At 68.6% G+C, this 26,674-nt stretch carries 25 protein-coding genes and 1 pseudogene; 14 read left to right on the top strand and 12 right to left on the bottom strand.

Features of this window, described 5'->3' with window-relative positions; all coding sequences use genetic code 11:
- Positions 1–92: 92 nt before the first annotated feature.
- The 6 genes from HV793_RS30160 to HV793_RS30135 form a co-directional block, all read right to left on the bottom strand.
- Positions 93–989, bottom strand: a complete 897-nt coding sequence (locus tag HV793_RS30160) for a SphA family protein (RefSeq protein ID WP_175214419.1) — start codon at positions 987–989, stop codon at positions 93–95.
- A complete protein-coding gene (locus tag HV793_RS30155; protein WP_175214418.1) occupies positions 986–2,596 on the bottom strand; it encodes a phytoene desaturase family protein in 1,611 nt (536 codons plus the stop codon). Before HV793_RS30155 ends, HV793_RS30160 begins: the two co-directional genes overlap by 4 nt.
- 66 nt (positions 2,597–2,662) lie before the next feature.
- Positions 2,663–3,190 carry a flavin reductase family protein gene (locus HV793_RS30150; protein ID WP_054459173.1) on the bottom strand — a complete coding sequence of 176 codons (528 nt, stop codon included), beginning with the start codon at positions 3,188–3,190 and terminating at the stop codon, positions 2,663–2,665.
- Positions 3,187–4,428 carry a styrene monooxygenase/indole monooxygenase family protein gene (locus HV793_RS30145; RefSeq protein ID WP_054459171.1) on the bottom strand — a complete coding sequence of 414 codons (1,242 nt, stop codon included), beginning with the start codon at positions 4,426–4,428 and terminating at the stop codon, positions 3,187–3,189. The genes HV793_RS30150 and HV793_RS30145 overlap by 4 nt, the downstream gene beginning before the upstream one ends.
- 20 nt (positions 4,429–4,448) lie before the next feature.
- Positions 4,449–5,237: an SDR family oxidoreductase gene (locus HV793_RS30140; protein WP_175214417.1), complete on the bottom strand. Its 789-nt coding sequence runs from the start codon at positions 5,235–5,237 to the stop codon at positions 4,449–4,451.
- A gap of 179 nt (positions 5,238–5,416) precedes the next feature.
- Positions 5,417–6,337 carry a LysR family transcriptional regulator gene (locus HV793_RS30135; protein WP_119451831.1) on the bottom strand — a complete coding sequence of 307 codons (921 nt, stop codon included), beginning with the start codon at positions 6,335–6,337 and terminating at the stop codon, positions 5,417–5,419.
- Between the two features lie 125 nt (positions 6,338–6,462).
- Here HV793_RS30135 and HV793_RS30130 point away from each other — a divergent pair, with 125 nt between their 5' ends.
- Genes HV793_RS30130 through HV793_RS30120 form a run of 3 tightly spaced genes read left to right on the top strand, consistent with a single transcriptional unit; the run spans position 6,463 to position 8,997 of the window.
- Positions 6,463–7,371, top strand: coding sequence for an NAD(P)-dependent oxidoreductase (locus HV793_RS30130; RefSeq protein ID WP_054459162.1), 909 nt, complete (start codon positions 6,463–6,465; stop codon positions 7,369–7,371).
- Between the two features lie 42 nt (positions 7,372–7,413).
- A complete protein-coding gene (locus HV793_RS30125; protein ID WP_175214416.1) occupies positions 7,414–8,379 on the top strand; it encodes a Bug family tripartite tricarboxylate transporter substrate binding protein in 966 nt (321 codons plus the stop codon).
- A 36-nt stretch (positions 8,380–8,415) separates the two neighbouring features.
- A complete protein-coding gene (locus HV793_RS30120; RefSeq protein WP_054459160.1) occupies positions 8,416–8,997 on the top strand; it encodes an amino acid synthesis family protein in 582 nt (193 codons plus the stop codon).
- Positions 8,998–9,003: 6 nt separating this feature from the next.
- Here the strand turns inward: HV793_RS30120 and HV793_RS30115 are convergent, their stop codons facing one another.
- Positions 9,004–9,693, bottom strand: coding sequence for a FadR/GntR family transcriptional regulator (locus HV793_RS30115; protein ID WP_054459156.1), 690 nt, complete (start codon positions 9,691–9,693; stop codon positions 9,004–9,006).
- Between the two features lie 173 nt (positions 9,694–9,866).
- Between HV793_RS30115 and HV793_RS30110 the strand changes: the two genes are divergently transcribed.
- The 7 genes from HV793_RS30110 (at position 9,867) to HV793_RS30080 (ending at position 16,753) form a co-directional block, all read left to right on the top strand.
- The gene (locus HV793_RS30110; protein ID WP_175214415.1) at positions 9,867–11,438 is read left to right on the top strand and encodes an amidase; all 1,572 of its coding nucleotides are present in this window, start codon (positions 9,867–9,869) and stop codon (positions 11,436–11,438) included.
- Positions 11,439–11,600: 162 nt separating this feature from the next.
- Positions 11,601–12,809, top strand: coding sequence for an ABC transporter substrate-binding protein (locus HV793_RS30105; RefSeq protein WP_054459154.1), 1,209 nt, complete (start codon positions 11,601–11,603; stop codon positions 12,807–12,809).
- A gap of 109 nt (positions 12,810–12,918) precedes the next feature.
- Complete coding sequence (locus tag HV793_RS30100) at positions 12,919–13,809, top strand: branched-chain amino acid ABC transporter permease (protein ID WP_054459153.1); 891 nt, start codon at positions 12,919–12,921, stop codon at positions 13,807–13,809.
- A gap of 2 nt (positions 13,810–13,811) precedes the next feature.
- The gene (locus HV793_RS30095) at positions 13,812–14,792 is read left to right on the top strand and encodes a branched-chain amino acid ABC transporter permease (protein ID WP_054459151.1); all 981 of its coding nucleotides are present in this window, start codon (positions 13,812–13,814) and stop codon (positions 14,790–14,792) included.
- Entirely contained in the window at positions 14,792–15,529 is a 738-nt protein-coding gene (locus tag HV793_RS30090; RefSeq protein ID WP_054459145.1) for an ABC transporter ATP-binding protein, read from the top strand. The genes HV793_RS30095 and HV793_RS30090 overlap by 1 nt, the downstream gene beginning before the upstream one ends.
- On the top strand, positions 15,522–16,256 hold the full coding sequence (locus HV793_RS30085; protein WP_175214414.1) for an ABC transporter ATP-binding protein: 735 nt from the start codon (positions 15,522–15,524) through the stop codon (positions 16,254–16,256). The genes HV793_RS30090 and HV793_RS30085 overlap by 8 nt, the downstream gene beginning before the upstream one ends.
- On the top strand, positions 16,256–16,753 hold the full coding sequence (locus HV793_RS30080; protein ID WP_175214413.1) for an ureidoglycolate lyase: 498 nt from the start codon (positions 16,256–16,258) through the stop codon (positions 16,751–16,753). The genes HV793_RS30085 and HV793_RS30080 overlap by 1 nt, the downstream gene beginning before the upstream one ends.
- A 1-nt stretch (position 16,754) precedes the next feature.
- On the opposite strand, the gene HV793_RS30075 is transcribed toward HV793_RS30080, so the two are convergent.
- The 3 genes from HV793_RS30075 to HV793_RS30065 all read right to left on the bottom strand — a co-directional run bounded on the left by HV793_RS30075 (position 16,755) and on the right by HV793_RS30065 (position 21,170).
- Complete coding sequence (locus tag HV793_RS30075) at positions 16,755–17,384, bottom strand: class I SAM-dependent methyltransferase (RefSeq protein ID WP_175214412.1); 630 nt, start codon at positions 17,382–17,384, stop codon at positions 16,755–16,757.
- A 161-nt stretch (positions 17,385–17,545) separates the two neighbouring features.
- A complete protein-coding gene (locus tag HV793_RS30070; protein WP_054459137.1) occupies positions 17,546–19,402 on the bottom strand; it encodes a phosphoenolpyruvate carboxykinase (GTP) in 1,857 nt (618 codons plus the stop codon).
- 145 nt (positions 19,403–19,547) lie between these two features.
- Complete coding sequence (locus tag HV793_RS30065; RefSeq protein ID WP_175214411.1) at positions 19,548–21,170, bottom strand: acyl-CoA synthetase; 1,623 nt, start codon at positions 21,168–21,170, stop codon at positions 19,548–19,550.
- A gap of 123 nt (positions 21,171–21,293) precedes the next feature.
- Here HV793_RS30065 and HV793_RS30060 point away from each other — a divergent pair, with 123 nt between their 5' ends.
- Positions 21,294–22,019, top strand: coding sequence for a TetR/AcrR family transcriptional regulator (locus HV793_RS30060; protein ID WP_125473651.1), 726 nt, complete (start codon positions 21,294–21,296; stop codon positions 22,017–22,019).
- On the opposite strand, the gene HV793_RS30055 is transcribed toward HV793_RS30060, so the two are convergent.
- Positions 21,983–22,894: an SDR family oxidoreductase gene (locus HV793_RS30055; protein WP_175214410.1), complete on the bottom strand. Its 912-nt coding sequence runs from the start codon at positions 22,892–22,894 to the stop codon at positions 21,983–21,985. The genes HV793_RS30060 and HV793_RS30055 overlap by 37 nt on opposite strands.
- A gap of 137 nt (positions 22,895–23,031) precedes the next feature.
- Here HV793_RS30055 and HV793_RS30050 point away from each other — a divergent pair, with 137 nt between their 5' ends.
- On the top strand, positions 23,032–23,826 hold the full coding sequence (locus HV793_RS30050; protein WP_054459131.1) for an enoyl-CoA hydratase/isomerase family protein: 795 nt from the start codon (positions 23,032–23,034) through the stop codon (positions 23,824–23,826).
- Here the strand turns inward: HV793_RS30050 and HV793_RS30045 are convergent.
- Positions 23,823–24,701: a LysR family transcriptional regulator gene (locus tag HV793_RS30045; RefSeq protein WP_119449099.1), complete on the bottom strand. Its 879-nt coding sequence runs from the start codon at positions 24,699–24,701 to the stop codon at positions 23,823–23,825. The two genes, HV793_RS30050 and HV793_RS30045, sit on opposite strands and share 4 nt — an antisense overlap.
- A 161-nt stretch (positions 24,702–24,862) precedes the next feature.
- On the opposite strand from HV793_RS30045, the gene HV793_RS30040 reads away from it, so the two are divergent.
- Together HV793_RS30040 and HV793_RS30035 are read left to right on the top strand one after the other, a co-directional pair.
- A complete protein-coding gene (locus HV793_RS30040) occupies positions 24,863–26,320 on the top strand; it encodes an MFS transporter (protein WP_244958711.1) in 1,458 nt (485 codons plus the stop codon).
- Positions 26,321–26,346: 26 nt separating this feature from the next.
- Positions 26,347–26,674 (top strand): annotated as a pseudogene (locus tag HV793_RS30035) (Zn-dependent hydrolase); the annotation flags it as partial.

Genomic DNA, 26,674 nt, shown 5'->3' with positions numbered 1-26,674 from the left:
GTCCCTGCCCCGTCCCATCGACAGCGCAACGATACCAGCAGGACAGCCCCGCAGATACGGACAGCCAGGGCCTTCCAGTGCAGCCGCCAGACCTAGAACGGTATCCCCAGCTTCACATACAGCTGCGCGCCCTCGGGCCGGTTCTTGACCTTGAAGTCCTGCTGCCATTTGGCCGTGAACAGCCAGCCTTTTTCATTCATGTACCGCACCGAGGGACCGAAGCCGAAAGCCCGGGCGCGGCCGGCGGCGCTGTTCGGGCCGCTGTCGTCGGTGACTTGCTGGAAGGCGTAGCCGCCCACCCCCAGCACCCAGCCCTTGCCCACGCCCCAGCCCAGCGCGTAGTCGGCGTGCAGGGCCTGGCCTGAACGCGTATCGGTGGCGGAATTGGTGAAGTTGAAGTCGTACATGACTTTCAGGTCGGCGTTGAAGCCGTCCGGGCTGATGCGGCTCAGGGCGAACACCGGCTGCGCGGTCCAGTAGTTCTTGCCCAGGCTGGACGGGTCCTTGCGGTCGTATTCGCCGGTGGGCGCGTACATGTCCAACCCCACCACGTAGTGCAGGCTTTCGGACGGGTGATAGCCCAGCGCCACGCCCAGCGTCATGTCGCCCAGGCCGGTGCTGCGGTTGCGTTGCCCAGCAGCCTTGGCGGTCACGTCCAGCAGCGGCGCGATGGCGTGGAAGGCCAGCTGGCCGCCCATGACCTGCTGCTGCGTAACCCAGATCAGGCGCGGCGCCAGCACATTGACGTCCACCTTGAAGCCGGGCACCGGCACGCGCTGGCCGTCGTTGCCGCGCAGCGTGTCGTAGCGCGCCCCGCCGGCATAGACCAGCATGTGCACGCCGGGCGGCGGCAGCGCGCCCGACATGAAGTTTTCCAGGCCGTCCGGATAGATGCCCAGGCCGCCGCCCTCGGTGGCCTGGGCTCCCGCGCTGGCCAGCGCCAATGCCAAGGCGCCAGCAAGCCGCCGGATTTTCAGGTGTCCGTTCATGTTCCCCTCCTGCCTATTTGTTGTGCGACGAGATAGCCGGAACCGCCCCCCAGGCCGGGGCCCGGGTGGGTAGCGGCGCCGATGTGAAAGAGATTGCGCAGCGGCGTGCGGTGGCCGCGCGCACCCTGGCTTCCGGCGAAGGGCCGCAGCCAGAAGAACTGGTCGGGCGAACACACGCCCGAATAGGGGTCGCCGCCCACCAGGTTGCGGTTCAGGCCTTCCAGGTCCGCCGGCGAGTACGCCCGCCGGCCGACGATGCGCCGCGCCAGGCCCGGCATGACCCGTTCCATGCGCGCCTGCACCCGGTCGGCCATCGCCTCGCGCACGGCCTCGTTCCAGCGGCCGTCGGCAGGCGCCGCGATCTCGCCCGCGGCATCGCCCTTGATCCGCGCCGGCAGTTCCTGCATCTGCACCCACAGGATCCAGCCGCCCGGCGGCGCGCGCGTCGGGTCGACCGCGACGGGCTGGCCGATGGCCAGCGTGGGGCGCGCGGGCAGCAGGCCGTTGTTGGCCTCGGTCACCGAAGCGCAGACCTGTTCCATGCTCTCGGTCAGATGCACCAGCGGCACGTGGCGCAATTCCGGCGTCAGCCAATCCGGCGGCGCATTCAGCGCGAAATGGATCTGCATGCCGCCGCGGCCGTAGCGATAGCCAGCGGCGCGTTCGCGCACGGCGGGCGGCGCATCGGGCAGCAACTGGCCGTACAACTGGCCGGGCGTCACATTGCAGACCACCGCTACTGTCGCGCGATATTCGCGTCCGCCCGCCAGCACGCCCACCGCGCGGCGCCGCTTGCCCTGGCCGCTTGTGATGATGCGTTCGACCTCGGCGCCGGTCTGCAGGCGGCCGCCGCGCCGTTCGATGACGGCGGCCAGCGCGTCCACCACGCCGCTGCCGCCGCCCTTGACCACCGGCATGCCGCCGGCCACGACCGCGGCAAAGGTCAGCTTGCCGATCAGCGCGGAACAGGCGTCGTCCGGACCCAGGCCGGTGTGCAGTACCCAGGGCGCGATCAGTGCACGCGCGGCATCAGACTGCAACGCGCGTTCGGACCAGCGGCGAAAGCTCTCCATCGAGTCGGCGGCAAAGGCGGCCAGGCCGTCCATGCCGCGCTTGCGCCATTCGCCGAATAGCAGCTTGAGCATGCCCGCGCCGTAGGGATTCTGGCCCAGCAGGCCGAAGGTCAGCGCCGCGTCCTCGCCGAACAGGCGCTGCGCCATGGCGCCGAAGGCTGCGCCATCGCCGGGCGCCCAGGCATCCAGCCGCCGCGCGCTGTCCGCCACATCCTGCTTCAAGGCCAGGCCCGAGCCGTCGGGCAGCACCAGCCCGGTGGCGTATTCGCCCTGCATGAATTCCAGTCCGGCTTCCTGCAACGCGGGTTTGAGCGCCGCATAGGCGGGACTGCCGACAAACAGCGGATACCAGCAGGACAGCACGTCGTGGCGATAGCCGGGAAACAGCTCCTCGGTGCGGATGCAGCCACCCAGCCTGTCGTTGCGTTCCAGCACCAGCACGGACTTGCCGCGCTGCGCCAGCAAGGCCGCGCAGACCAGCGAATTCATGCCGCTGCCGACGATGATGACCTGCGCCTCTGACTCCAGGGGCATGATGCGCTCCGATGGGAAAACAGGCCGCCCGGGCCCGTGGACATTGAAAGGAATCGCGTGCGAGCCCTATGCGGCGCTCAACGCAGTGAAGCGCCCTGCATGGAACACCAACGGCGTGGCCGTCACGCTGGCCACGCGCAGCACCCGGCCGAACAGCAGCAGGTGATCGCCCGCGGGGCTTTGCTGGTCGTTGGCGCAGACCAGGGTGGCCACCGCCCCTTCGATGGCGGGCACGCCTTCCGGCACGTCGTGCACGGGCGCTCCCGCGAACTTGTCCGGAACAGAAGAACTGGCAAAACGCAGCGCCAACTCTTCCTGGCCGCAGGCCAGCACGCTGATGGTGAAGTGGCTGCAATCGCGGAACGCCGCCAGGTTGGGCGAATGGTTCACCAGGCTCCACAACACCAGCGGCGGGTCCAGCGACAGCGAGGCGAAGGAGTTGATGGTGAGCCCGACCCGGCGGCCGTCCGGACAGCGCGTGGCGACGATGGCCACACCGGTCGGATAGCTGCCGAGCACGCCGCGCAGGACCTTGGGATGCAGATCGGTGCAGCCCCAGTCCAGGGGCAGGCCCGCTGCGCAATCGGGCTTCATGCCGCCGCCCGCGCCGGCTGCGCCGCGATGAAAGCCTCGCAGGCCGTGGCGTCGCCCCACCAGGGGTACAGCGACGGCGGATGGTTGAAACCGTTGGCGATGGTGCTGGCGATCGCCGGCGTGTGGTCCGCGGCCTGCAGCAATTTGAGCAGGTGCGGCGCCGGCGGCAGCAGCATGGAGTTGGTCCATTCCACCACCGCGCCTGCGTAGTCCCAGAAGCGTTCGAAGGTGCGCTGCATCCATTCGGCCGTGAACGTAGCGTCGCCATGCGCCAGAATGGCGTCCAGGTACACGGCGCAGGCCTTGGTGGCGTTGTTCGAGCCCTGCCCCGTGATAGGGTCGTTGGTCACCACCGCATCGCCCAGGCCGAACACCAGCCGGCCCGACGGCAGGGTCAGCACCGGCTTGCGCACCGTGGGCGCGAAGCTGCCGGCCAGGATGCCGTTGGCGTCGGTCAGCTCCACCGCGCTGCAGCGCTCGGCCTCCCAGGGCAGATAGCTGTGCAGGATATGCAGGCTTTGCGCCAGATGCTCCTGCGGCGACTTGATGTCGCGCCAGCAATCCATCGGCCCGCCAGGCACGCCCTCGAACACCATGATCTCGCAGGGACCGCTGATGGTCAGCGCCGGGAACACGAAGTACTCGCCCACGCCCGGAATCAGGTTGAAGGCGACGCGAGAATGATCCGGCGCCGGGCGCATGCCGTGCACATAGGTCAGCGCCAGCGCGCGCTGCGGCCGGTCGAAGCGCGACCGCAGCGCATCGCGCTCGAACAGCTTGACCACCTCGCCCTTGCCCGCGGCCAGCAGCACCAGGTCATGCGAGGCGGCCAGCAGTTCAAGTTCGGCCACGCCGCCGTCCTGGATCAGCAGCCGGCCGCCGCGTGCCGCGAACAGCTCCATCCAGGCCGGCATCTTGATGCGCTGGTCCACCGCCTGCGCGGGCCGGTCCAGGCGCGCCACCCAATCGATCAGCTTGTGGCCGGGCCGCTCCGGATGCGGGATCGCCAGGCCGATGCCGTCGACGGTCGGGCATTCCGCCTCCCACTGGTTCAGGCCCAGGTCACGCTCGACCTGCAGCGAAGCATCGAACATGCACTGGCTGGACATCACTTTGCCGCGGCGGATGTCGTCCGGTTCGCGGTTGGTGACGACGGTCACCTCATAACCTTTTTCCAGCAGTCCCAACGCCAGGGGCAGGCCGGCCTGCCCTCCACCCACGATCGCGATTCGACGCATGTTTTTTCTCCTTTGTTTGGCTAGGCGGCCAGGCGCGGAATCGCGGGCTTGGCCTGTTCGGGACCCATGGTGGAATAGCCGCCATCCACCGCGTAGTCGGCGCCGGTGACGAAGCTGGCATGGTCTGAAAGCAGGAAGGCGACCACCTCGGCCACTTCGGCCGGATCGCCGGCGCGGCCCAGCAGGTGGTAGTCCGCGGCCACCCGGTCGGTCTTGGCGCGGTCGCCCTGCGTCAGCTCGTCCATCACGCGCGACCAGGTCCAGCCTGGCGACACGGAGTTGACGCGGATGCCGTCGGCGGCATAGTCCATCGCCATGTTGCGGGTGACTTGCAGCAGCGCCGCCTTGGACACCGGATAGAGCCAGCGCCCGGTCTGCGCGACGCGCGACGAAATGCTGGTGAAATTGACGATGGCCCCGCCGCCAGCGGCCAGCAGATGGGGATGGACCGCGCGCGCGGCCATCACGGCGCTGACCACGTTCACGTCGAGCGCGCGCAGCCAATCGGCGCGGCCCGATGCGGCGCCGTCGTCCAGATAGGTCGCGGCCAGGTTGACCAGGAAATCGATGCGGCCAAAATGCGCCGCGGCGTCGGCCACGCCGCGCTCCAGTTGCGCGTCGTCAGCAATGTCCACCGGCCAGAAGCGCGTGCCGGCCGGATCGGCCGCGGCCACGCGTTCGCCGCCGGCCGCGTCGATATCGAACAGCGCCACACGCATGCCGTAGGCGCGCAGCGTGGCGACCACGCCCGCGCCGATCAGCGTGGCGCCGCCGGTCACGATGGCCACTTTATTGTCCAGACCCTTCATCGCATCACCTCGCCGTTGGCTGATTGAGTGAGGCGAATACTGGCGTGGCGCGCCTGGCCCGCGTTAGCCGGATCCGGCCGACGCTATCCGCAAACTGCGCTTATTCGAGGCAAGCTTGCGCCAGGTCCAACAGGCGTGTCCGGAAAATGCGCCGGCTGTCCGTTCCCTGCGGATGCCGGCTACGCCGCTGGCCGGGCGCGGCCCGTCTTGCGCGAGGTCCGCGCATGCTCCTTGATCAGGCGCACGAAGCGCTGCACCTGGCGGCTGGGGCGCTCGAAGCGCGAACGCACCAGGCTCAGCGACAGCGGGATGGACTCGCGCAGCGGCCGCGTCACCACGCCGGGCCAACCCTGCTGCCCGACCGAGAACTCGTCGACGATGGCCACGCCCGCGCCGACCCGGACCAGGGCGCAGGCCAGCTCGGCGCGCACGATTTCCACGGCCGGATTCCAGCTGACGCCAGCGCGCTGGAAGGCCGCTGCCACCAACTGCCCGAACGGGATGTTGCGGTTGTAGAGGATCAGCCGGCACCCGGCCAGCTCGGCCAGGCTGACTGCCCGCCTTGCGGCCAGCGGATGGCCTTGCGGCAGGATGCAGACCATCTCGCCCGTGGCCAGCGGCTCCACGACCAGATTGGGATGGTCTATCGGCAGCACCGACACGGCCAGTTCCGCCTTGCGTCCCAACAGCTCATGCGCCATGTCGGACAGCAGCGTGGTGTGGAACTTGAGCCTGACGTTGGGATAGAGCTCCATGTACTGCGCGATCACCGGCGGCACGAAGTTGAGCGCCAGGCTGGGGCTGGAACACAGGGTCAACGCGCCCTCCGGCCGCTCGGCCAGGTCGCGCGCCAGTTCGTCGATGCGCAGGGCCTCGTCGAACAGCGGTCCCACTTCCTGGAACAGGCGCTGCGCTTCAGGGGTGGGCGTGAGCTTGCCCTTGTCGCGCTCGAACAGCTGCAGGCCCAGGCTTTGCTCGGTATGGGCGATGAGACGGCTGACCGCGGGCTGCGACACGAACAGCAGCTTGGCCGCGCCATTCATGGAACCGGTCAGCATCACCGCCCGGAACGCTTCCATCTGCCTGAGTTTGAATCGCATGGCTGACCCGATAATCGTTTGTTATAACCCCTGGCCAACTTAGCATAAGCGCTGAAATGGCGCTTTCATTAGCATCCCAGATGGCTCCTGGCGCGCTTTCCAGGACGATTCGATAAAGGGAATGCATGACTCTCACAGTAGGATTCGTGGGCCTGGGCATGATGGGTCTGCCCATGCTGGAAAACCTCGCCCGCGGCGAGGAGCGCTACAACATCCTGGCGTATGACCGCGATCCCGCGCGCCTGGAGCGCCTGGCCGGGCACCCCGCCTGGAACCAGACGCTCAGGCCGGCCGCCGGCCTATCGGCGCTGGCCGCCTGCGACGTGGTCATCACCATGCTGCCCGACAGCGCCATCACCAACGCGGTGATCGAAGGCGAGCATGGACTGGCAAGCGTGATGCGCCCAGGCTCCGTGCTGCTGGACATGGGTTCGTCCAACCCGGCCGAAACGCTGCGGCTGGCGCCGCTATTGCGCGCGGCGGGCGTGACGCTCATCGACGCGCCGGTGTCGGGCGCGGTGGCCAAGGCGGCCGCTGGCACGCTGGCCATCATGGTGGGCGCCGATGCCGACGGCCTGGCGCGGGTGCGTCCCCTGCTCTCGCGCATGGGCGCGTCCCTCATCCACACCGGCGCCGTGGGCTCCGCCCATGCGATGAAGGCGCTGAACAACTACGTCTACGCGGCCGGCCTGCTGGCAGCCAGCGAAGCGCTCTTGATCGCGCAGCGCATGGACCTGGACCTGGAAGTGTTCACCGATGTGCTCAACGCGTCCAGCGGCCGCAACGTCGCCACCGAAACCAAGCTGCGCCAGTTCATCGTGCCCGGCACCTACAACGGCGGCTTTGCCCTGGCGCTGATGGCCAAGGACCTGCGCACCGCCGATGCGCTGCAGGCCCTGGCCGGCGTTCCGGCCTCGCAGCTGTCGCTGTGCACGGCGCTATGGCAGCGCGCGCTTGCAGACATGCCGGCCGGCGTGGACAACACCGAGATCCACCGCTATCTGCAGCGCCTGGAAACCCCGGCTCCCGCCTGAAGCGCCGGACGCCAACGATAACGAGATCCACAGGAGACAAGCATGAAACGATCCGCCGCCGCGACTGCGCTGGCGCTGGTGCTGGGCGCGCCGCTCGCGCCCGCCGGCGCCGCGGGCTACCCCGACCATCCCATCCGCATGGTCGTACCCTTTCCGCCAGGCAGCATCACCGACGTGGTGGCCCGCAGCCTGGGCAAAGCCATGGCCGACGATCTTGGCCAGCCGGTAGTGGTGGAAAACAAGCCCGGCGCCAACGGCATCATCGGCACCCATGACGTGGCCCGCGCCAAGCCCGACGGCTACACCCTGGTGGTGGTGGGCGTGTCCACGGCGGCCAGCGGCGTGAGCCTGTTCAAGGACCTGCCCTACAACCCCGCCACCGACCTCGCGCCCATCGGCGCCGTCGCCGAAACGCCCTATCTGCTGGTGGGTTCGCCGCGCATGCCGGGCAGCAAGGTATCCGATCTGTTTGCCTATGGCGCCCAGCATCCCGGCAAGCTGACCTACGCCTACGGCTCGGGCAGCGCGCAGGTGTTCGGCGCCAAGCTGGCGTCCATGGGCAAGATCAACGTTACGCCGGTGCCCTACCGCGGCGGTCCGCAGGCGCTCACCGACGTCATCGGCGGCACCGTCGACCTCACCTTCACCGATCTGGCCAATGGCCTGCAGCAGGCGCGCGCCGGCAAGGTCAAGACCTACGGGGTCAGCACTCCCGAACGCTTTCCGCTGGCGCCGGACATCCCCACGCTCAATGAAACCGGCGCCGCCGGCTTCGATCTGACCGTGTGGTTCGGCTTGATGGGTCCGGCCGGCCTGCCCGCGCCCGTGGTGGAACGCCTGTCGCAATCGCTGGGCAAGGCCCTGGCCAACGGCGAACTCAAGCAGACCTATGAGCGCCAGGGCCTGACCGTCAAGCAGCAGACCCCGGCCGAATTCGGCGGCTTCGTACGCGCCGAGATCGACAAATGGGCGGCCATCGTCAAGGAAACCGGCATCCCGCCGCAATAGAACGTCCTCTTTCAACTGCTACCAGGAATTCCCCGCATGTCGCTGATCGATATCCGCAAACGCTGCCTCATCCTCGAGACCACCTACCACGAGAACGGCCCGGCGCCCGAGAGGCCACTCAAGCTGGCGGCGTCCTGCGCCGTCATCCGCAATCCCTACGCTGGCCGCTACGAGCCGGATCTGATGCCCTTCATGGCCGAACTGCGCAGCCTGGGCACGCTGCTGGCGACCGAGCTGGTCGAGACGCTGGGCGGCAAGGACCAGATCGAGGTCTACAGCAAGGCCGCCATCGTCGGCCTGGACGGTGAAATGGAGCACGGCGCGGTCTGGCACGAGGCCGGCGGCTGGGCCATGCGCAGCGTGCTGGGCGAACCCCGCGCCATGGTGCCCGCCGTCAAGGCCGTGGCCGTGGCCGGCTACCGCATGATGGTGCCGGTGCACTACATCCACGCTTCGTATGTGCGCAGCCACTTCAACAGCATCGAGATCGGCATCCAGGATGCGCCGCGCGCCAACGAGATCCTGTTCGCCCTGGTCATGGGCACGGGCGGCCGGGTGCATTCGCGGCTGGGCGGGCTGACCAAGGAAGCCGTGTCCGTGCACGACGGACAGCGGTAGGGAGACTCAGGCGCCCGGGATCGTCAGCGACAGGCCCGCGCGGTCGGCCACGTTGCAGATGTGGGCGCGCATGGCGCGCCGCGCGGCGTCGGCCGAACCGGTAGCCAGCGCGTCGATGATGGCCGCGTGTTCGTAGATGGGCTCGCGCACGCGCGCCGGATCGGCGAACGCGACCTGCCGGCTGCCGTCCACCACTTCCGCGATGTTCTCGGCCAGGTCCAGCAACATCGGGCTGCCGGCGATCTCGTACAGGCAGGCGTGGAAGGCGCGGTCGCCTTCCGACATGGCCACCAGGTCGCCGGCGTCGGCGGCCTGTTCCATGTGCGTGATGGTGGCGCGCAGGCGGGCCAGCCCCGCCTGGGTGACGACGCCCGCGGCCAGGCCGGCTGCCAGCTCCTCCAGCTGGTTGCGCACCAGATAGACATCACGCAAGGCATAGCGGCCCTGGAAACGCCAGCGGCCGTAGGCGCTGCCCAGGCCTTTTTCGCCGGGCCGGGCGATGAACACGCCGCGGCCGGCTTCGCTGCGCAGCAGTCCCAGCCCTTCCAGCATGGTGATGGCCTCGCGCAGCGAGGCGCGGCTTACGCCCAGTTCCTCGGCCAGCTGGCGCTGCCCCGGCAGCTTGCCGGCCTCGGCCCAGTCGCGCTGGCGGATGCGGGCCTGCAACTGCTGGGCTATGTGTTCGACGGTGTTCATCGCGGAATTCTCAAGGCAGGGGTGCGCGGCCGCCCCCGGTTTGGCGTTGACAGCCATATACTGCCTGGGCATTATGACATTCAACTGGTCTGACCGGTTAGGATAAAGCCGTACTGCAATGCGCCCCGGCATGGCCGCGGGCCCCACGCACTTTCTCGTACATAGCGCCGCTCATGACCGACCTCTACGATCGATTCGCCCGCGCCGTCGACGCCATGGCCCGACTGGCTGACTACCCCTATGCCGAACGCCGCCAGGCCTGGCTGGACCGGCTGCGCGTCAACCTGCCCGAACTCAGCGTGCTGGACTCGCTGGCACCGGAAGCCGAGCTGGGCTACCTGGCGCCGCCGCCCGCTGCGCCCGCCGAACGGCTGCCCGCCGCGCAGGCAGGCCGCGGCGTCGCGGTGTCGCGCCATGCGCGCGGCATCGCCGCCATTGCCCGTGAATGCCGCGAGGACCCGGCGCGCGCCGCCGACGCCGCCCGCGCCGCGCTGGCCGCGGCCCGGCAGCAGGCCGGCCTGAATGCCTTCATCAGCCTGTCCGACACCCCGGCGCTGGACGGCGCTGCGGCAGCCGCCGCGCGCCGGCTGCGTGAAGGCGCGGCCATGCCGCTGATGGGCGTGCCGATCGCCGTCAAGGACTTGATGCAGGTCGCGGGCTTTCCCCAGACCAACGGCAGCGGCGGCCTGAAACCGCCGCCCGCGCTGCACGATGCGCTGGCCGTGGCGCGGCTGCGCGAAGCCGGCGCGCTGGTGGTGGGCACGACCAACCTGCACGAGCTGGCCTACGGCATCACCAGCGAAAATCCCCATTACGGCTGGGTCGGCAATCCCCGCGGGGCGGGCTACACCGCGGGCGGCTCCAGCGGCGGATCGGCCGCGGCGGTGGCCGCCGGCATCGTCCGCCTGGCCGTCGGCACCGACACCGCGGGCTCCATCCGCATCCCCGCCGCCTGCTGCGGCGTGGTCGGCTTCAAGCCCACCTTCGACGCCATCTCGCGCGACGGTGCGCAGGCGCTGGGCGCAAGCCTGGACCACCTTGGGCCCATCGCCGCCAGCGTGGCCGACGCCGCCCTGGCCTATTCCATCATGTCGGGCCAGGCCGAACGCACCGTCAGCGCCGGCGCGCTGACCGGCCTGCGCGTGGGCGTGCCGCGCAATTACTTCTACGACCCGCTGGCCGAGGACGTGGCGCAGGCGGTCAACCATGCCCTGGCGCGGATGCAGGCCGACGGCGCCACGCTGGTGCCGCTGGACCTGCCGGGCGTCGAGCACAGCGCGGCGCTGCAATTCGCCACCCTGTGCAGCGAAGCCACCGACATCCACTGGCGCCGGCTGATCGACCAGCCCGAGACGCTGGGCGACGACGTGCGCGTGCGCCTGGAGATCGGCCAGTTCTTCCCCGCCACCTGGTACACGCGGGCGCAGCGCGGCCGCGCCGCGCTGGCGCATATGTTCGACCAGGCGATGCAGTCGGTGGACGTGCTGGTCACCCCCACGCTGCGCATCGAGCCGCCGCGCTCCGGTGCGGGCGCGGTCAACATCGCAGGCCGCGAAGTGCCGCTGCACACGGCCGTCACCGGCCTCACCATGCCCTTCAACCTGACCGGCATGCCGGCGCTGACGCTGCCCTGCGGCAGCGGCCGCAACGGCCTGCCGCTGGGGCTGCAGATCGCGGGCGCGCGCGGCGCCGACTGGCGCGTGCTGAACACCGCCGCCCGCATCGAAAACCTGCTGGCGGCCTGACGCCCCCCTGCCGGGCCGGCGCCAACGCCGGCCCGATGCTGGTAAGCCCTAACTGGTCAGACCGGTACTACAGGATTACAAACGAGCAGAGTTCCCGCCCGCCGACGCCTCGCCTGCGCGAGCGGCGGCATCGCCGCACCTCCTTTCCAGAAGGAAACCACGATGAAACTGCTCCGCTTAGCCGCAGCCGTATCCGCGGTCGTACTCGCCTCCGCCGCCCATGGCGCCGATCCCGTCGTCATCGGCGTGAGCATCGCGCAGTCCCCGCCCGGGTCGGTGGTGCAAGGCACCCAGGTGAAGGACGGCGTGGAAATCATCGCCAAGATGATCAACGACAAGGGCGGCGTGCTGGGCCGGCCGCTGAAGATCATCTACGAAGACAACCAGGGCATTCCGGAAAAGGGCCGCGCGGCGGCCGAGAAACTGATCTCGCGCGACAAGGTGGTAGCCGTCACTGGCGGTCACCAGAGCTCGGTCTGCCTGGCCGAAATCGAGGTCGCGCACCGCTACAAGGTGCCCTACGTCAACACCAACTGCTGGTCCGACGACGTGCGCGCCAAGGGCTATCCGGAAGTCTTCAATCCGGCCAACTACAACACCCGCGTCTCAAGCGCCATGGCCGACACCATCGCGGCGCTGAAGGTCAAAAGCGTGGTCGCCTTCGCCGAGAACACCGACTACGGCATCGGCCAGGCCAAGCTGCTGGGCGAATTCCTCAAGAAGGCCGCGCCGCAGACCCAGTACAAGTACGTGGCGCTGGACCGCGCCGGCAAGGACTTCACGCCGGCCGTGCTGCCGTTGCGCGCAAGCCCGCCGGACCTGGTGGTCAACATCATGCTGCCGCCGGCCGCCTACATCCTGATGAACCAGTTGTACGAACAAGGCGTGGCGCCCAGCGCCAAGACCTGGTTCTACGACGGCGCCGGCATCGCCGACTATCCGGACTTCTGGAAGAACGTGAAGGAAGCCGGCAAGTACATGCTGGCCTTCGGCCTGTACCACCCGCAGATGCCCATGCCGCAGATAGGCATGGACGTGGCCGCCACCTACCAGAAGCAGGCCAAGACCGAACCCAACCGCCTCATCTTCCAGGCCGCGGACTCGGTGCTCCTGATCGCCCGCGCGATCGAAGAGGCCAAGTCCACCGACAGCGCCGCCATCATCAAGGCGCTGCAGGGCATGCAGTTCGAAGGCGTGCGCGGCAAGTTCAGCTTCTCGCAGCAGCCGGGCTACACCTACCAGCAGTGGGTCGACATCCCCTACGTCACCTACCAGTTGACCGAAGTCGACCAGCCGCTGAGCAAGACCACGCTGATCCAGGCCACGGGCCAGCCGCTGCAGGTCGAAAAGCTGGTCAAACCGGCCAAATAAAGAGAATGCGCCCCCAAAGCGGGGGCGCCGCCCTCGGCAAAAGTACCGGATCGCCTCCACAGCATGACTGCAACACGCCGGGCCCCGCCCCGGCGCCAGGGAGAATCGAGTGCTGGCATTGGACCTGTTCGTCAACGGCCTGATCATCGGCCTGTACTACGCGCTGATGGCGGTCGGCCTGACCATGATCTTCGGCATCCTGAAGGTCGTGAACTTCGCCCATGGCGAGTTCTACATGATAGGCGCCTACACCTACACCCTGGTCTCGCTGGCCCTGGGCGTGCCGCCGTGGCTGGCGCTACCCGTGGCCGCCGCCGCCGGCGCGCTGCTGGGCTGGGCCACGGAACGCTGGCTGATGCGTCCGCTGTACGCGGGCTACGGCTCCTGGGGGCTGATGAAGGACGAGTACGCGGTGGTGGTCACCTTCGGGCTGTCGCTGCTGCTGATCAACCTGGTGGACAAGGTCGTGGGCCCCTACCCCATGCGCGGCCCGGCGCTGTCGGACGTGACGCGCATGGCGGTCGGTCCTTTCATGATGAGCGGGCAGAAGCTGATCACTGCCGGCCTGTCCATCGTGCTGCTGATCGGGCTGGCGCTCTTCATCAAGCGTTCGCTGTGGGGCCGGCAGGTGCAGGCGGTAGCGCAGAACCGGCTGGGCGCCTCTATTGCCGGCATCGACACCGCGCGCGCCAGCAGCATCATCTTCATGGCCTCCGGCGTGCTGGCGGCGCTGGCCGGGGCGCTGCTGGCGCCGGTCATCAATCCGGCGCCGGACGTGGGCGCGTTTCCGGCCATCAAGTCCTATGTGATCGTGGTGATAGGCGGCATGGGCTCGATTCCCGGCAGTATCGTCGCGGCGCTGGCGCTGGGCGTGCTGGAGAGCTTCGGCGCGGTCTACCTGTCCTATGACTACCGCGACACCTTCGGCCTGGCCTTGCTGATCCTGATCCTGCTGTTCCGGCCCAAGGGCCTGTTCGGCGAACGCGCGCGGGAGGTCTGAACATGGATCCGCTGGCCCATCCCAATCTGCTGCGCAACAAGCTGACCCAGGAAATGCGCCTGTCGCTGGCGTTCCTGGCCGTGCTGGCGCTGCTGCCGCTGGGCGTGTCCTCGCCGTACTGGCTAGGCGTGCTGATCGTCAGCATGTACTTCGCCATGCTGGCTTGCGGCTGGAACCTGCTGGCGGGCTACGCCGGCCAGTTCTCGCTGGCGCCGGCCGCCTTCGCCATGCTGGGCGGCTACACCACCGGTCTCCTGGCCTATCACTGGAAGGTGCCGCTGTGGCTGGGCCTGCCGCTGTCCGCGGTGGTGCCGGGGCTGATCGGCCTGGTGCTGGGCCGCATCGTGCTGCGGCTGTCGGGCCCCTACCTGGCGCTGACCACGCTGTCCTTCGCCGAGATCGTACGCCTGGTGATCTACAACTCCATTGACTTCACGCGGGGCGACCAGGGGCTGCACGTGCCAGCGCTGCTGGAAAGCCGCGTGGGCAACTATTACCTGTTCCTGGCCGCGCTGGCGGCGGTGACGCTGCTGATCTTCCTGCTGCTGCGGGCGCGCCCGGGACGTTTCCTGCAGGCCATCCGCGACGACGAGATCGGCGCGGCCAGCCGCGGCATCGACGTGGTGCGCTACAAGACGCTGGCCTTTCTGGTCAGCTGCGCCATCTGCGGCTTTGCCGGCGGCCTGTACGGCACCTTCGCGCAGCTGGTCAGCCCGGAACTCGGCATCGTGACGCAGACCGGCATGGTGATCGCCATGGTGGTGATCGGCGGAATGGGCACGCTGGTCGGGCCGCTCCTGGGCGCGGTGCTGGTCTACGTCGCGTCGGAATTGCTGCGCGACGCGGGCAACATCCAGATGATCGTGTTCGCGCTGCTGGTCATCATTTTCGCGCGCTTCTTCCGTGAAGGGCTGTGGGGCCTGGCGCGCCGCGCTATCCTGCGCCGCTCCGGCGACGCCCGCGCCAGCGCCAGGGGGGCCTGATGCCACTGCTGCAGATATCCGGAATACAAAAGCGTTTCGGCGGCCTGCTAGCCGTGAACGGCGCGGGCATGGACGTCGCCGATGGCGAACTGCTGGGGCTGATCGGCCCCAACGGCTCCGGCAAGACCACCCTGCTCAACGTGCTGTCCGGCCACCTGGCGGCGGACGCGGGCCAGGTGCTGCTGGACGGCCGCAGCGTGATGGGGCTGAACCCCACGCGACTGACGCGGCTGGGCGTGCTGCGCATGTTCCAGATGACCCGCGTCTTCAACCGGGTAAGCGCCTACGACAACCTGATCGTATGCGGGCTGGCCATGGGCCTGGACGAGGCGGCCGCCAGCCGCCGCGCGCTGGAACTGCTGGACGAGCTCAAGCTGACCCACGTCATGCACCTGGACGCGGGGCAGTTGTCGGGCGGGCAAAAAAAGCTGCTGGAGTTCGGCGCCTGCTTCATGGCGCCGCCGCGCATCGCGCTGCTGGACGAACCCTTCGCCGCGGTGCACCCGGTCATGAAGGAAACCATGTCGGAATTCATCCGCCGCCGCAACCAGAGCGGCCAGACCTTCATCCTGGTCAGCCACGACATGCCGGTGGTGGTGGACCTATGTGCGCGCTCGGTGTGCATGAACGCCGGCCGCGTGCTGGCCGACGGCCCCACGCAGCAGGTGCTGCGCGAACCCGCGGTGATCGAAGCCTATCTGGGCGAACCGGGACAAGAGGAGCAGGACCATGCCTGACACGCTGCTCGCCATGGAAGGCGTGACCGCGGGCTACATGGGCGACATCGACGTGCTGCGCAACGTCTCGCTCACGGTGCAGGCCGGCCGCATCAGCGGCCTGATCGGCCTGAACGGCGCGGGCAAGTCCACGCTGATGAAAGCCATCTGCGGCTTCCTGCGACCCAAGTCCGGCCGCGTCACGCGCACCGGACGCGATATCTCGGGCCAGCCGCCGCACCGCATGATCGACGACGGCCTCTGGTACATCCCGCAGGAATCCAGCCTGTTCCCCTACCTGACGGTGGAGGAAAACCTGCGCCTGCCGCTGGAGGGCCGGCGCAAGCGCTACGGCGACGTGCTGGAGCCGCGCTTTACTGAAACGCTGGAGCGCTTTCCGGTGCTGAAGGAAAAGCTCAAGGACCAGGCCGGCAACCTGTCCGGCGGCCAGCAGAAGTCGCTGGAATTCGCCAAGGCCTATATGGTGCAGCCGCAGGTCTGCCTGATCGACGAACCCAGCATCGGGCTGGCGCCGCGCGTGGCGGCCGAAGTCTTCCAATGGATCCGCGCCTTCGCCGACGCCGGCATGGGCATCCTGCTGGTGGACCACAACGTGCGGCGCGTGGTGGCCATGTCCAACCACATCTACGTGCTGAGCCTGGGCGAAATCACCGCCTCCGGATCGCCCGAGGATTTTGCCGGCGACCTGCATGAACAGGTGCGCGAATGGCTGGGGATCAATTTCTGATGGCTGCCCACACCCTGATAGCGCAGCCTCTGGCCGCTGCGGCGTTCGCACCCTATGGCGAGGTCGTCAGCAGCGCCGGCCGCGCCGGCCGCTCGATCAATGCGGGCACCTCGCTGCGCGTGGAAATGGGCGAGCCCGATCTGCTGGACGCGGGCGGCCGGCCATCGCTGTCGGTATTCCGCGCGCAGGCGATCGCCCTGCCCTTTGCCGCCCGCATCCTGGAACGCCACAGGCTGGGCAGCCAGACCTTCTTGCCGCTGGCGGGCACGCCTTATGTGGTGTTGGTTGCGCTGGGCGCAGAGGCGCCGGACCTGGCCACGCTGCGCGCCTTCATGGCGGGCGCGGGCGTGGGCATCACGCTGCGCCGGGATGTCTGGCATCACCCCTTGATGGCGCTGGCGGACGGCGAATTCGCCGTGCTGGAACGCGCAGGCCCCACGGTGGATTGCGAAGTGATCGATCTGCCGGACGCGCCCTGGACCATCCAGGCCGCCTGAACTACGCCGTGCGCCGCCAGACGCTGGCCAGCCAGGGCTGCTGCTCGCGCGGCAGGCCCTGCGGCCGGTAGTAATGTTCAAGTTCCTCGAAGCCGGCCGCCGTCAGCAGCGCGCTCCAGCCTTCCAGGTCATGGTAGGCGCCATAGCGCCCGCGGTTCCAGCCTTCCTGGTTGCCACCGCGCGGGTTGGAGCTGAACAGCACGCCGCGCGGCTTGAGCGCGCCATGCAAGGCGCGCAGCACTTGCGGCAGCTCCTGGCCAGGCACGTGGAACAAGGCGGCGTTGGCAAAGATGCCGTCGAAGCGCGCCGGCGGCAGGGCCAGGCGCAGAAAGTCCTGCTGCCAGACCTCGCAGCCAGTAGCCTGCCGCGCCATCTCGACGAAGCGCGGCGTGCCGTCCAGGCCGACCGCGCGATGGCCCAGGGCCGCGAACGTTTTCAGATCACGGCCCGGCCCGCAGCCGAAATCCAGGATGTCGTAGGGAGGTTCGCCTTCGATGTAGCGCAGGAGCGCCGCGATGTTCTGGCTGACGTCGTGGTCGCGCGTGCCGGCCTCGAACGAATCCGCGTTCTCTTGGTAGTGCGCGACGGTCAGCGAACTGATCTTGGCGAGGTCTTCAGCGTCGAGTTTCATGGGGTGATTGTGCCGCAAAAAACAGCACGCGGCCGTGCCGGAAGCCGGCTCCGTCCGGCCGTCTGGCAACCGGGCGGATCCGTCTCAACCTGCGCAAGCTTCCCATGGGGTGTCAGACGCCTGACGAGCGCCAGCGCCAGACACCCTCACGACGCCCGGCCTCAGGCCGCCAGGCGGCCTTCGATGCTGGCCTTGGTGGCCGGCAGGTCTTCGGGCAGGCCCTGCTTGAGCTGGGCGAAGAGCTCCTGGTGCAATGCCAGTTCGTCGCGCCAGGCGGCGGCGTCCACCGACATGACCTGCTCGAACTTGTCCGGGCTGAACTCCAGGCCCGTCCAGTCGATGTCCTGGTAGCTCGGCGAAATGCCGAACACCTGGTCCACGCCCTTGGACTGGCCGTCGATGCGGCCCAGCATCCAGCGCAGCACGCGCATGTTGTCGCCGAACCCCGGCCAGACGAACTTGCCGTCCGGACCCTTGCGGAACCAGTTGACGCAGTAGATGCGCGGCAAGGTGGCGCCGGCGGCTTCCAGCTGTTTGCCCAGCTTCAGCCAGTGGCTGAAGTAGTCGCTCATGTTGTAGCCGCAGAACGGCAGCATGGCGAAGGGATCGCGGCGCACCACGCCCTGCTGGCCGGCAGCGGCGGCGGTGGTTTCCGAGCCCATGGTGGCGGCCATGTAGACGCCTTCGACCCAGTTGCGGGCTTCGGTGACCAGCGGCACGGTGGTGGAGCGGCGGCCACCGAAGATGAAGGCGTCGATGACCACGCCTTCGGGGTTCTCCCATTCGGGGTCGATGGACGGGCATTGCGCAGCCGGCGCGGTGAAGCGCGCGTTCGGGTGCGCCGCCTTGCGGCCGGTTTCGCGCGCAATGGCGGGCGTCCAGTCCTGGCCCTGCCAATCGATCAGGTGCGCCGGCGGCTCGTCCGTCATGCCTTCCCACCAGACGTCGCCGTCATCGGTGAGCGCCACGTTGGTGAAGATGACGTTGGCCTTGAGCGTGGCCATGGCGTTGAAGTTGGTCTGCTCGCTGGTGCCCGGGGCCACGCCGAAGTAGCCGGCTTCCGGGTTGATGGCGTGCAGGCGACCGTCCTTGCCGGGTTTGATCCAGGCGATGTCGTCGCCGATGGTGGTGACCTTCCAGCCGTCCATGCCCTGGGGCGGGATCAGCATGGCGAAGTTGGTCTTGCCGCAGGCCGACGGGAAGGCGGCCGCCACGTGGTACTTGCGGCCCTTGGGCGAGGTCACGCCAAGGATCAGCATGTGTTCGGCCAGCCAGCCCTGGTCGCGGCCCATGGTGGACGCGATGCGCAGCGCGAAGCACTTCTTGCCCAGCAGCGCGTTGCCGCCGTAGCCCGAGCCGAAGCTCCAGATTTCGCGGGTCTTGGGGAAGTGGACGATGTACTTGGTCGGGTTGCACGGCCAGGCCACGTCGGCCTCGCCTGCGGCCAGCGGCTTGCCCACCGAATGCACACAGGGCACGAAGTCGCCGTCGGCGCCCAGCACGTCATAGACCTGCTTTCCCATGCGCGTCATGATGCGCATGTTCACGGCTACGTAGGGGCTGTCGGACAGTTCCACGCCGATGTGCGCGATGTCCGAACCCAGCGGGCCCATCGAGAACGGCACGACATACAGCGTGCGGCCGCGCATGGCGCCGTCGAACAGGCCGTTGAGCGTCTCGCGCATGGCGGCGGGTTCGGCCCAGTTGTTGGTCGGGCCGGCATCCTCGGCGCGATCGGAGCAAATGAAGGTGCGGTCCTCAACGCGGGCGACGTCGGAAGGATCCGAGCACGCCAGGAAGGAATTAGGCCGCTTGGCGGGGTTCAGCCTGCGCATGGTGCCCGCCTGGACCATCTGTTCGCACAGCCGGTCATATTCTTCCTGGGAACCGTCGCACCACACGACCTGGTCCGGCTTGGCCAGCGCCACAAAGCTGGCGACCCAGTCGATCAGGCCGCGGTGCTTCACATAGGCAGGCACGTTCAAGGCTGCCAATCCCCCATCCAAAGGCTTATTCATCGGGGTTTATCTCCATACTAGTAAGGCTAATGGTGATACGGCCCCAATTGGCATGGGGCCGTATCAATTTGCGCCATCATACTTGCAGCGGCTGGCTGCCCGTCAACCCATCCTCTTGGACGACATTGTCACCGGTTGAGACCGGTCAGGCGTAGCTGCCGTCGCGCAGCTCGCGGCGGATGATCTTGCCGGTGGCGGTGGTCGGCAAACTGGTTACAAAACGGATCGCGCGCGGATACTCGTGGGCCGCCAGGCGCTTGCGCACGTGGGCCTGCAATTCCTTCACCAACGCGTCATCCCCTGCATAACCTTCGTTCAGCACCACATAGGCCATCACGATCTCGGTGCGCTGGGCGTCCGGCACGCCCACCACCGCGGCCATGCGCACGGCGGGGTGGCCGATCAGGCAGTCCTCGATGGGGCCGGGGCCGATGCGGTAGCCGGCGCTGGTGATGACGTCGTCGTTACGGCCGACGAAGCGGATGAAGCCCTGCGCGTCGCGCACGCCCTGGTCGCCGGTCAGCAGGTAGTCGCCCGCGAACTTTTCGGCGGTGGCCTCGGGGTTGTTCCAATAGCCCAGGAACATGACGGGATCCGGGCGCAATACGCCGATGTTGCCCTCCTGTCCATCGGCCACTTCGACGCCCCGCTCATCCACAATAGCGACGCGGTGGCCCGGCGCAGCGCGGCCGATGGCGCCGATGCAGGGGTCGAACAGGGACGAGCAGGACGACACCAGCATGTTGCATTCGGTCTGGCCGTAGAACTCGTTGATGGTCACGCCCAGCACGCGCCGGCCCCAGTCTATGAGTTCCGCCCCCAGCGACTCGCCGCCGCTGGCGACCGAGCGCAGCGCCAGCGCGCCGGCGCCGGCCGGCAGCTCGGCGCCGCGCATCATCTTCAGCGCGGTGGGTGGCAGGAAGGTGTGGGTCACGCCATGGCGCGCCATCAGCTCGAAGGCGCTGGCGCCGTCGAACTTCTCGAAGCGGCGCGCCAGCACCGGCACGCCGTGGTGCCAGGACGGCAGCAGCACGTCCAGCAGGCCGCCGATCCAGGCCCAGTCGGCCGGCGTCCACATCAACGCGGCATTCTCCGGGAAGAATTCGTGCGACATCTCCACGCCCGGCAGATGGCCCAGCAGCACCCGGTGCGCGTGCAGCGCGCCCTTGGGCTTGCCGGTGGTGCCCGACGTATAGATGATGACGGCCGGGTCGTCGGCCGCCGTCGCCACCGGCGTGTAATCCTCGGATTCCGCGGCCAGCGCAGCGTGAAAAGGCACGGCGTCGTCCGGGCAGTCCTGGTCGATGCAATAGACCACCTTCAGGTCGGGCAGGCCGGCGCGAATCTCGCGCAGCTTGCGGCAGCCTTCGGCGTCGGTCACCAGCGCGGCCGCGCCGCTGTTGGCCAGGCGGTACTGGATCGCGTCCACGCCGAACAGCGTGAACAAGGGCACAGCCACCGCGCCCATCTTGTAGACCGCGATATGGGTTACCGCCGTTTCGGGCGCCTGCGGCAGGTAGACGGCAACGCGGTCGCCGCACTTGACGCCGTGGCGCTCCAGGCTGTGCGCCAGGCGGTTGGACAGCGTCTTGATCTGATCAAAGGTGTAGCGCGATTGCGCGCCGTCGCTCTGCTCGTAGATCAGCGCCAGCCGGCCGCTGCCGTCGGCCCATTTGTCGCAGGCGTCGACGCCGATGTTGTAGGCCGCAGGCACCTGCCATTGGAATTGGGACGCGAGCTGCGCGTAGGAATCGGCTCTGGACAGCATGGTTTGTCTCTGATGTTGTTGTCGAACGCGCCGGCGCCCGGCGCCAGCGATGTAACGTCTTGCCTCAAACTTGACCCTGGCTCAATAATAAGCCCCCGTCCCCCCGCAGCCCACTCCCCCCGCATGGAAAAAGCCGCCACCGTCCCGATGCGCCGACCGCCGGCCAGCGCCAAATCCGAACAGCGCATCCGCGACATCCTGCGCGTCGCCCGCCAGGTCTTCTCCGAAGCCGGCTTCCAGGCGGCCACCACCACCGAGATCGCGCAGCGCCTGGGCGTGTCCGAAGCCACGGTGTTCACTTATTTCGGCGGCAAGCGCGAACTGTGCGTGCGGGTGATCAGCGACTGGTACGACGAGATCATCGCCAAGGTCGAGGACAGCCTGCCCCACGTGCACGGCGCGCGGGCCCGGCTGCATTTCCTGGTGCATGCGCACCTGCGCCACCTGCTGGCCGAAGGCACCGGGCTGTGCGCCTTCATCCTGTCCGAAGGGCGCGCGCGCAACGACGATTTCGGCGATGTCTACGCGGGCCTGCAGCGCCGCTACACCGCGCCGCTGATGGGCATCCTGGCCCAGGGCCAGGCCGACGGCGACATCCGCCGCGACATGCCGCTGCGGCTCTTGCGCTCGGCCGTCTACGGGCCGATGGAGCATGTGCTGTGGGACGCCATCCTGCGCGGCGCACGGGTGAACGTGGCCGCCACCGCCGACCAGTTGGTCGGCTTCCTGTGGCAGGCGCTGCAGCCGCCCGCGCAGGACGCCCTGGCGCTGGCGCAATTCCGCGGCGAAGTGCGGGACGCCCTGCATCGGCTTCAATCGTCGGAAAACAAGGACGGCGGCTCGTACTGAGGAAAACCGTTGTAGGCTTCGCCCCGCTCGGCGGGCGCCAGGGTCCAGGAATGGCGGGCATTGGGCACGCCGCCATCCACCCGGATGACGCTGCCGTTGATGAAGGCCGCGGCCGGCGACAGCAGGAACACGACCGCCGCCGCCAGCTCGGCCTCGGTGCCGAAGCGCTGCAGCGGCACCTTGGTGCGCAATTCGCGCAGCACGGCGCGGTAGTCCTCGTCGTAGCTGTCCATGCCGCTGGAAGCGATCCAGCCCGGCGCCACCGCGTTGACGCGCACGCCTGCATGGGCCCATTCGCAGGCCGCGGTTTCGGTCAGGTTCCAGACGCCCGCGCGCGCCGCGCCCGAATGCCCCATGCCCGGCATGCCGCCCCAGATGTCGGCCAGCATGTTGACGATGGCCCCGCCGTGCTGGCGCATGTGCTGGGTGTAGACCTCGCGCGACATCAGGAAGGTGCCGTGCAGATTGTTCTGCACCACCGCGTTCCAGCCGTTGTAGCTGATGCGGTCCAGCGGCGCCGGGAACTGGCCGCCCGCGCAATTGAACAGGCCGTCGATGGCGCCATGCCGCGCCAGCGCATCGGCAACCGCGCCGCGCACGCCGGCCTCGTCGCGGATGTCGCAGGCGTGCAGACTGATGCAGCCGCTGGCCTCGGGGTAGATCCGGCAGATTTCGTCCTGCGCCGCCTGCAGCTTGTCGAGCTTGCGCCCTACCAGCGCCAGGCTCGCACCCAGCGACGCCAGCTCGTGCGCGGTGCAGCGGCCCAGCCCGCTGCCGCCCCCGGTCACGACGATGGTCTTGCCCTGATACAGCCCCGGCCGGAATACCGACGCGTAGCGTTGGCCGGCGGCCACGCCGCCTGCTTTCTGGCTCATGTCTCGCTCCATTATTTTTTTTGAGGATAACTCAATATTTGTTCCGATTCGATGGCCGGAACAGAAATTTCAACCTAGAATCGACCGCTAGTCCCGCCGCTTTGTTGAGCCTGAATCAAGAAAACTGGAGACCCGGAATGACCACGCCCGCCCCGCTGGACATCGCCCACGACGGACCCATCGCCCGCCTGACTCTGAACCGCCCCGACATGCGCAACGCGTTCGACGACACGCTGATCGCCGCCCTGACCGGCGCAGTGCAGGCCGCGGTGGACGACCCCGCCGTGCGCGTGCTGCTGCTGACGGGCGCGGGCAAGGCCTTCTGCGCCGGCGGCGACCTGAACTGGATGCGCAAGATGGCCACGCTGACCGACGCCGAAAACCGCGCCGACGCGGCCAAGCTGGCCCGCATGCTGCACGCGATCTGGTCCTGCCCCAAGCCGGTGGTGGCCTGCGTCAACGGCGACGCCTATGCCGGCGGCATGGGCCTGGTGTCGGCCTGCGACATCGCCATCGCCGCGGACAGCGCGCACTTCTGCCTTTCGGAAACACGGCTGGGGCTGCTGCCCGCCACCATCAGCCCCTATGTGCTGCGCGCCATGGGCGAGCGCGCGGCCAACCGCTACTTCCTGACCGCCGAGCGCTTCGACGCCGCGACCGCGTTCCGGCTGGGCCTGGTGCACGACGTCGCCCCCCTGGCCGACCTGGCGCAACGCGCCGAGGCGCTGTGCCTTGCCCTGTGCGACAACGGCCCCGGCGCGGTGCAGGCCAGCAAGCGGCTGGTGCGCGATTTCGCCGGCCGGGAGATCGACGCGGCCCTCATCGCCGACACGGTGGAACGCATCGCGGCCGTGCGCAGCACGGACGAAGCGCGCGAAGGCGTCGGCGCGTTCCTGGAAAAGCGCGAACCTTCCTGGCGCCTCAGGCGCTAGGCGCCCAGCCGCTCGGCCAGGAAATCGACGAAGGCGCGCAGCTTGGGCAGCGGGTGCCTGCTGTCGGGCCACAACACGGAAAAGCGGCCGCCAGCGTCGAGGTGCTCGTCCAACACAGTGATGAGCCTGCCTTCGTCCAAAGCCGCCCGCAGCGCGAAGTCCGGCAGGTAGGCCAGACCCAGCCCGGCCTGTGCCGCGCCGATCAGCGCCTCGACACTATTGAAGGTCAACGCCGCGGGCTGCGGCGCGAGTGGCCCGTCGCGGAACTGCCAGTGCTGCGCCTGGCCCGAGCCCGGATAGCGATAGGCCAGCCTGGCGTGGCCATCCAGGTCGTCCGGCGTGCGCGGCGCGCCATGCGCGGCCAGATAGGCGGGCGCGCCCGCCACCACAAATCGATACGGCCCCAGCGGCCGCGCCCTGAGGCGCGAGTCAGCGAAGTCCCCGCTGCGTATCACTGCGTCCAGCCCCTCGCCGATCACGTCGACGATGCGGTCGTTGAAGTCCAGGTCGAGTTCGATCTCCGGATAAAGGCGGGTGAATTCAGGCAGCAGCGGCAGCAACAAGCGGTAGCCGATGGCCGGCACGCTGACCCGTAACCGCCCGCGCGGCGCTTCGCGGCCCTGCGTCACCTCGGCTTCGGCCTCATCCAGCTCGTGCACGATGCGCAGGCAGCGCTCCAGATAGAGCGCGCCCGCTTCGGTCAGGCTGATGCGCCGCGTACTGCGGTTGAGCAGGCGCACGCCCAGCCTGTCCTCCAGCCGCGCCACGCTCTTGCCCACCGCCGAGGCCGACAGGCCCAGATGCTCGGCGGCCGCGACGTAGCTGCCGCGCTGCGCGGCGTGGACGAAGGCATGTATTCCGCTCAGGCTGTCCATTTCCGCTCCATTAAGGAATATTTATCCGCTTAGATAGGAAATACGCGGCATTTTTGTTTTATTGACGCGATTTTATCCTTCATCGACGCCTATCCCGGCTATTCCAACCTGATTCGTCGATGCCTTCCTCTACCTCAGTTCCCGTTTCCCCTGGCTGGACCATGTTTGCCGTCTGCACGGCCGCCCTGATCCTGCCCTTGAGCTTTTCCGGCGGCGCCATCGCCACCCCCGCCATCGGCCGCGATCTGGGCGGCCACGCCCAGGCGCTCGGCTGGATCACCAACGCCTTCATGCTGAGCTTCGGCAGCCTGCTGATGGCGGCAGGCACGCTGGCCGACGCCTATGGCCGCAAGCGTTTGTTCGTGGCTGGCGTGGCCTTGTTCGCGCTGGTATCGGTTGCGCTGGCGTTCGCACCCACTGTGGCCTGGCTGGACGGCCTGCGCGCGCTGCAAGGCGCGGGCGCCGCCGCAGCCCTGGCCGGCGGTTCGGCGTCCCTGGCGCACGCCTGCCCTGGTCCGGCGCGCCCCCGCGCCTTCGGCCTGCTCGGCGCCAGTTTCGGCGCGGGCCTGGCGCTGGGGCCGATGCTGGCCGGCCTGCTGATCGACAGCCTGGGCTGGCGCTCGGTCTTCTTGTCGAGCGCCGCCGTCGGCGCGCTGGCGCTGGCCGTCGCCCTGCCCCGGATGCAGGAATCGCGGGACCCGCAAGCGGGTCCGCTGGACTGGGCGGGCAGCCTGACCTTCACCGGCGCGCTGGCGCTATTGACCTGGGGCATCCTGGAAATGCCTGCCACGCGCGGCGCGTCCGCGCTTGCCTGGAGGCTGCTGGCCGCTGCGGCGCTGTGCCTGCTGGCCTTCGTCGCGATCGAGCGCCGCGTGCGCCGGCCGATGCTGGACCTGACGCTGCTGCGCTATCCGCGCTTTGTCGGCGTGCAGATGCTGCCCGTAGCCACCTGCTATTGCTATGTGGTGCTGCTGGTGTTGCTGCCGATCCGCTTCATCGGCATCGAGGGGCGCAGCGAAGCCAGCGCAGGATTGGCGATGGCGGCCCTGTCCGCGCCGCTGCTCTTCATGCCGGCGGTCGCCGTCTGGACCATGCGCTGGATGAGCGCGGGCCGCAGTTGCGCGCTGGGCCTGCTGGCCGCAGCCCTGGGCCTGTACTGGCTCAGCCGCATCGGGATGGAACACGCGCCCCAGGCCGCGCTCTGGCCCATGCTGCTGATCGGCGCAGGCACCGGCCTGCCCTGGGGCCTGATGGACGGCCTGTCCATGAGCGTCGCGCCGCCCGAGCGGGCCGGCATGGCCGCCGGCATCTTCAGCACCACCCGCGTGGCCGGTGAAGGCATCGCGCTGGCCAGCGTCAACGCCTTGCTGACCTTCTTGATCGCCCACCGGCTCGGCGCGGATCCAGGCGCCGCCGCGCAATACCTCGCAGCCGGCGACATGGCGCAAGCCCTGGTCCATCAGCCCGGCGCGGCCCCGGCCCTGTTGCGCCAGGCTTATGACGACGCCTTCCGCCAACTGCTGCACGCGCTAATCGCTATCACCCTGGCCTGCGCTGCGGTGGTGGCGCTGTTCCTGGATGCGCCACGCAGCCAGACCTTGCAGGCACGCATGCCATAATTCCTGGCGTATTTTCAGGAAGTCTCATGCCACACGCTTTTCCTCCCCTGAACGCCGAGCGCCTCTGGGCCCGCGTCGAAACCCTTTCCCGTTTCACCCTGCCCGACGTCCCCTGGACGCGCCGCGCATTCTCGCCGCTGTTCGACGAGGCCCGCGCCTGGCTGCGCAGCGAGTTCGAGGCCGCGGGCCTGGCGACCCGCCTGGACGCCGGCGGCAACCTGATAGGCACGCTGGCCGGGCGCGATCCCGCGCGCAAGCCCATCGCCACCGGCTCGCATTGCGACACCGTGATGGCCGGGGGCCGTTTCGACGGCATCATCGGCGTGCTGGCCGGCATCGAAGTGGCCCACACCT

This window comes from Achromobacter aegrifaciens (genome assembly GCF_902859965.1).
GTDB lineage: Bacteria > Pseudomonadota > Gammaproteobacteria > Burkholderiales > Burkholderiaceae_B > Achromobacter > Achromobacter aegrifaciens.
The sequence above is the reverse complement of the archived record's forward strand: the minus strand, read 5'-3'. Positions and strand labels throughout refer to the sequence as shown.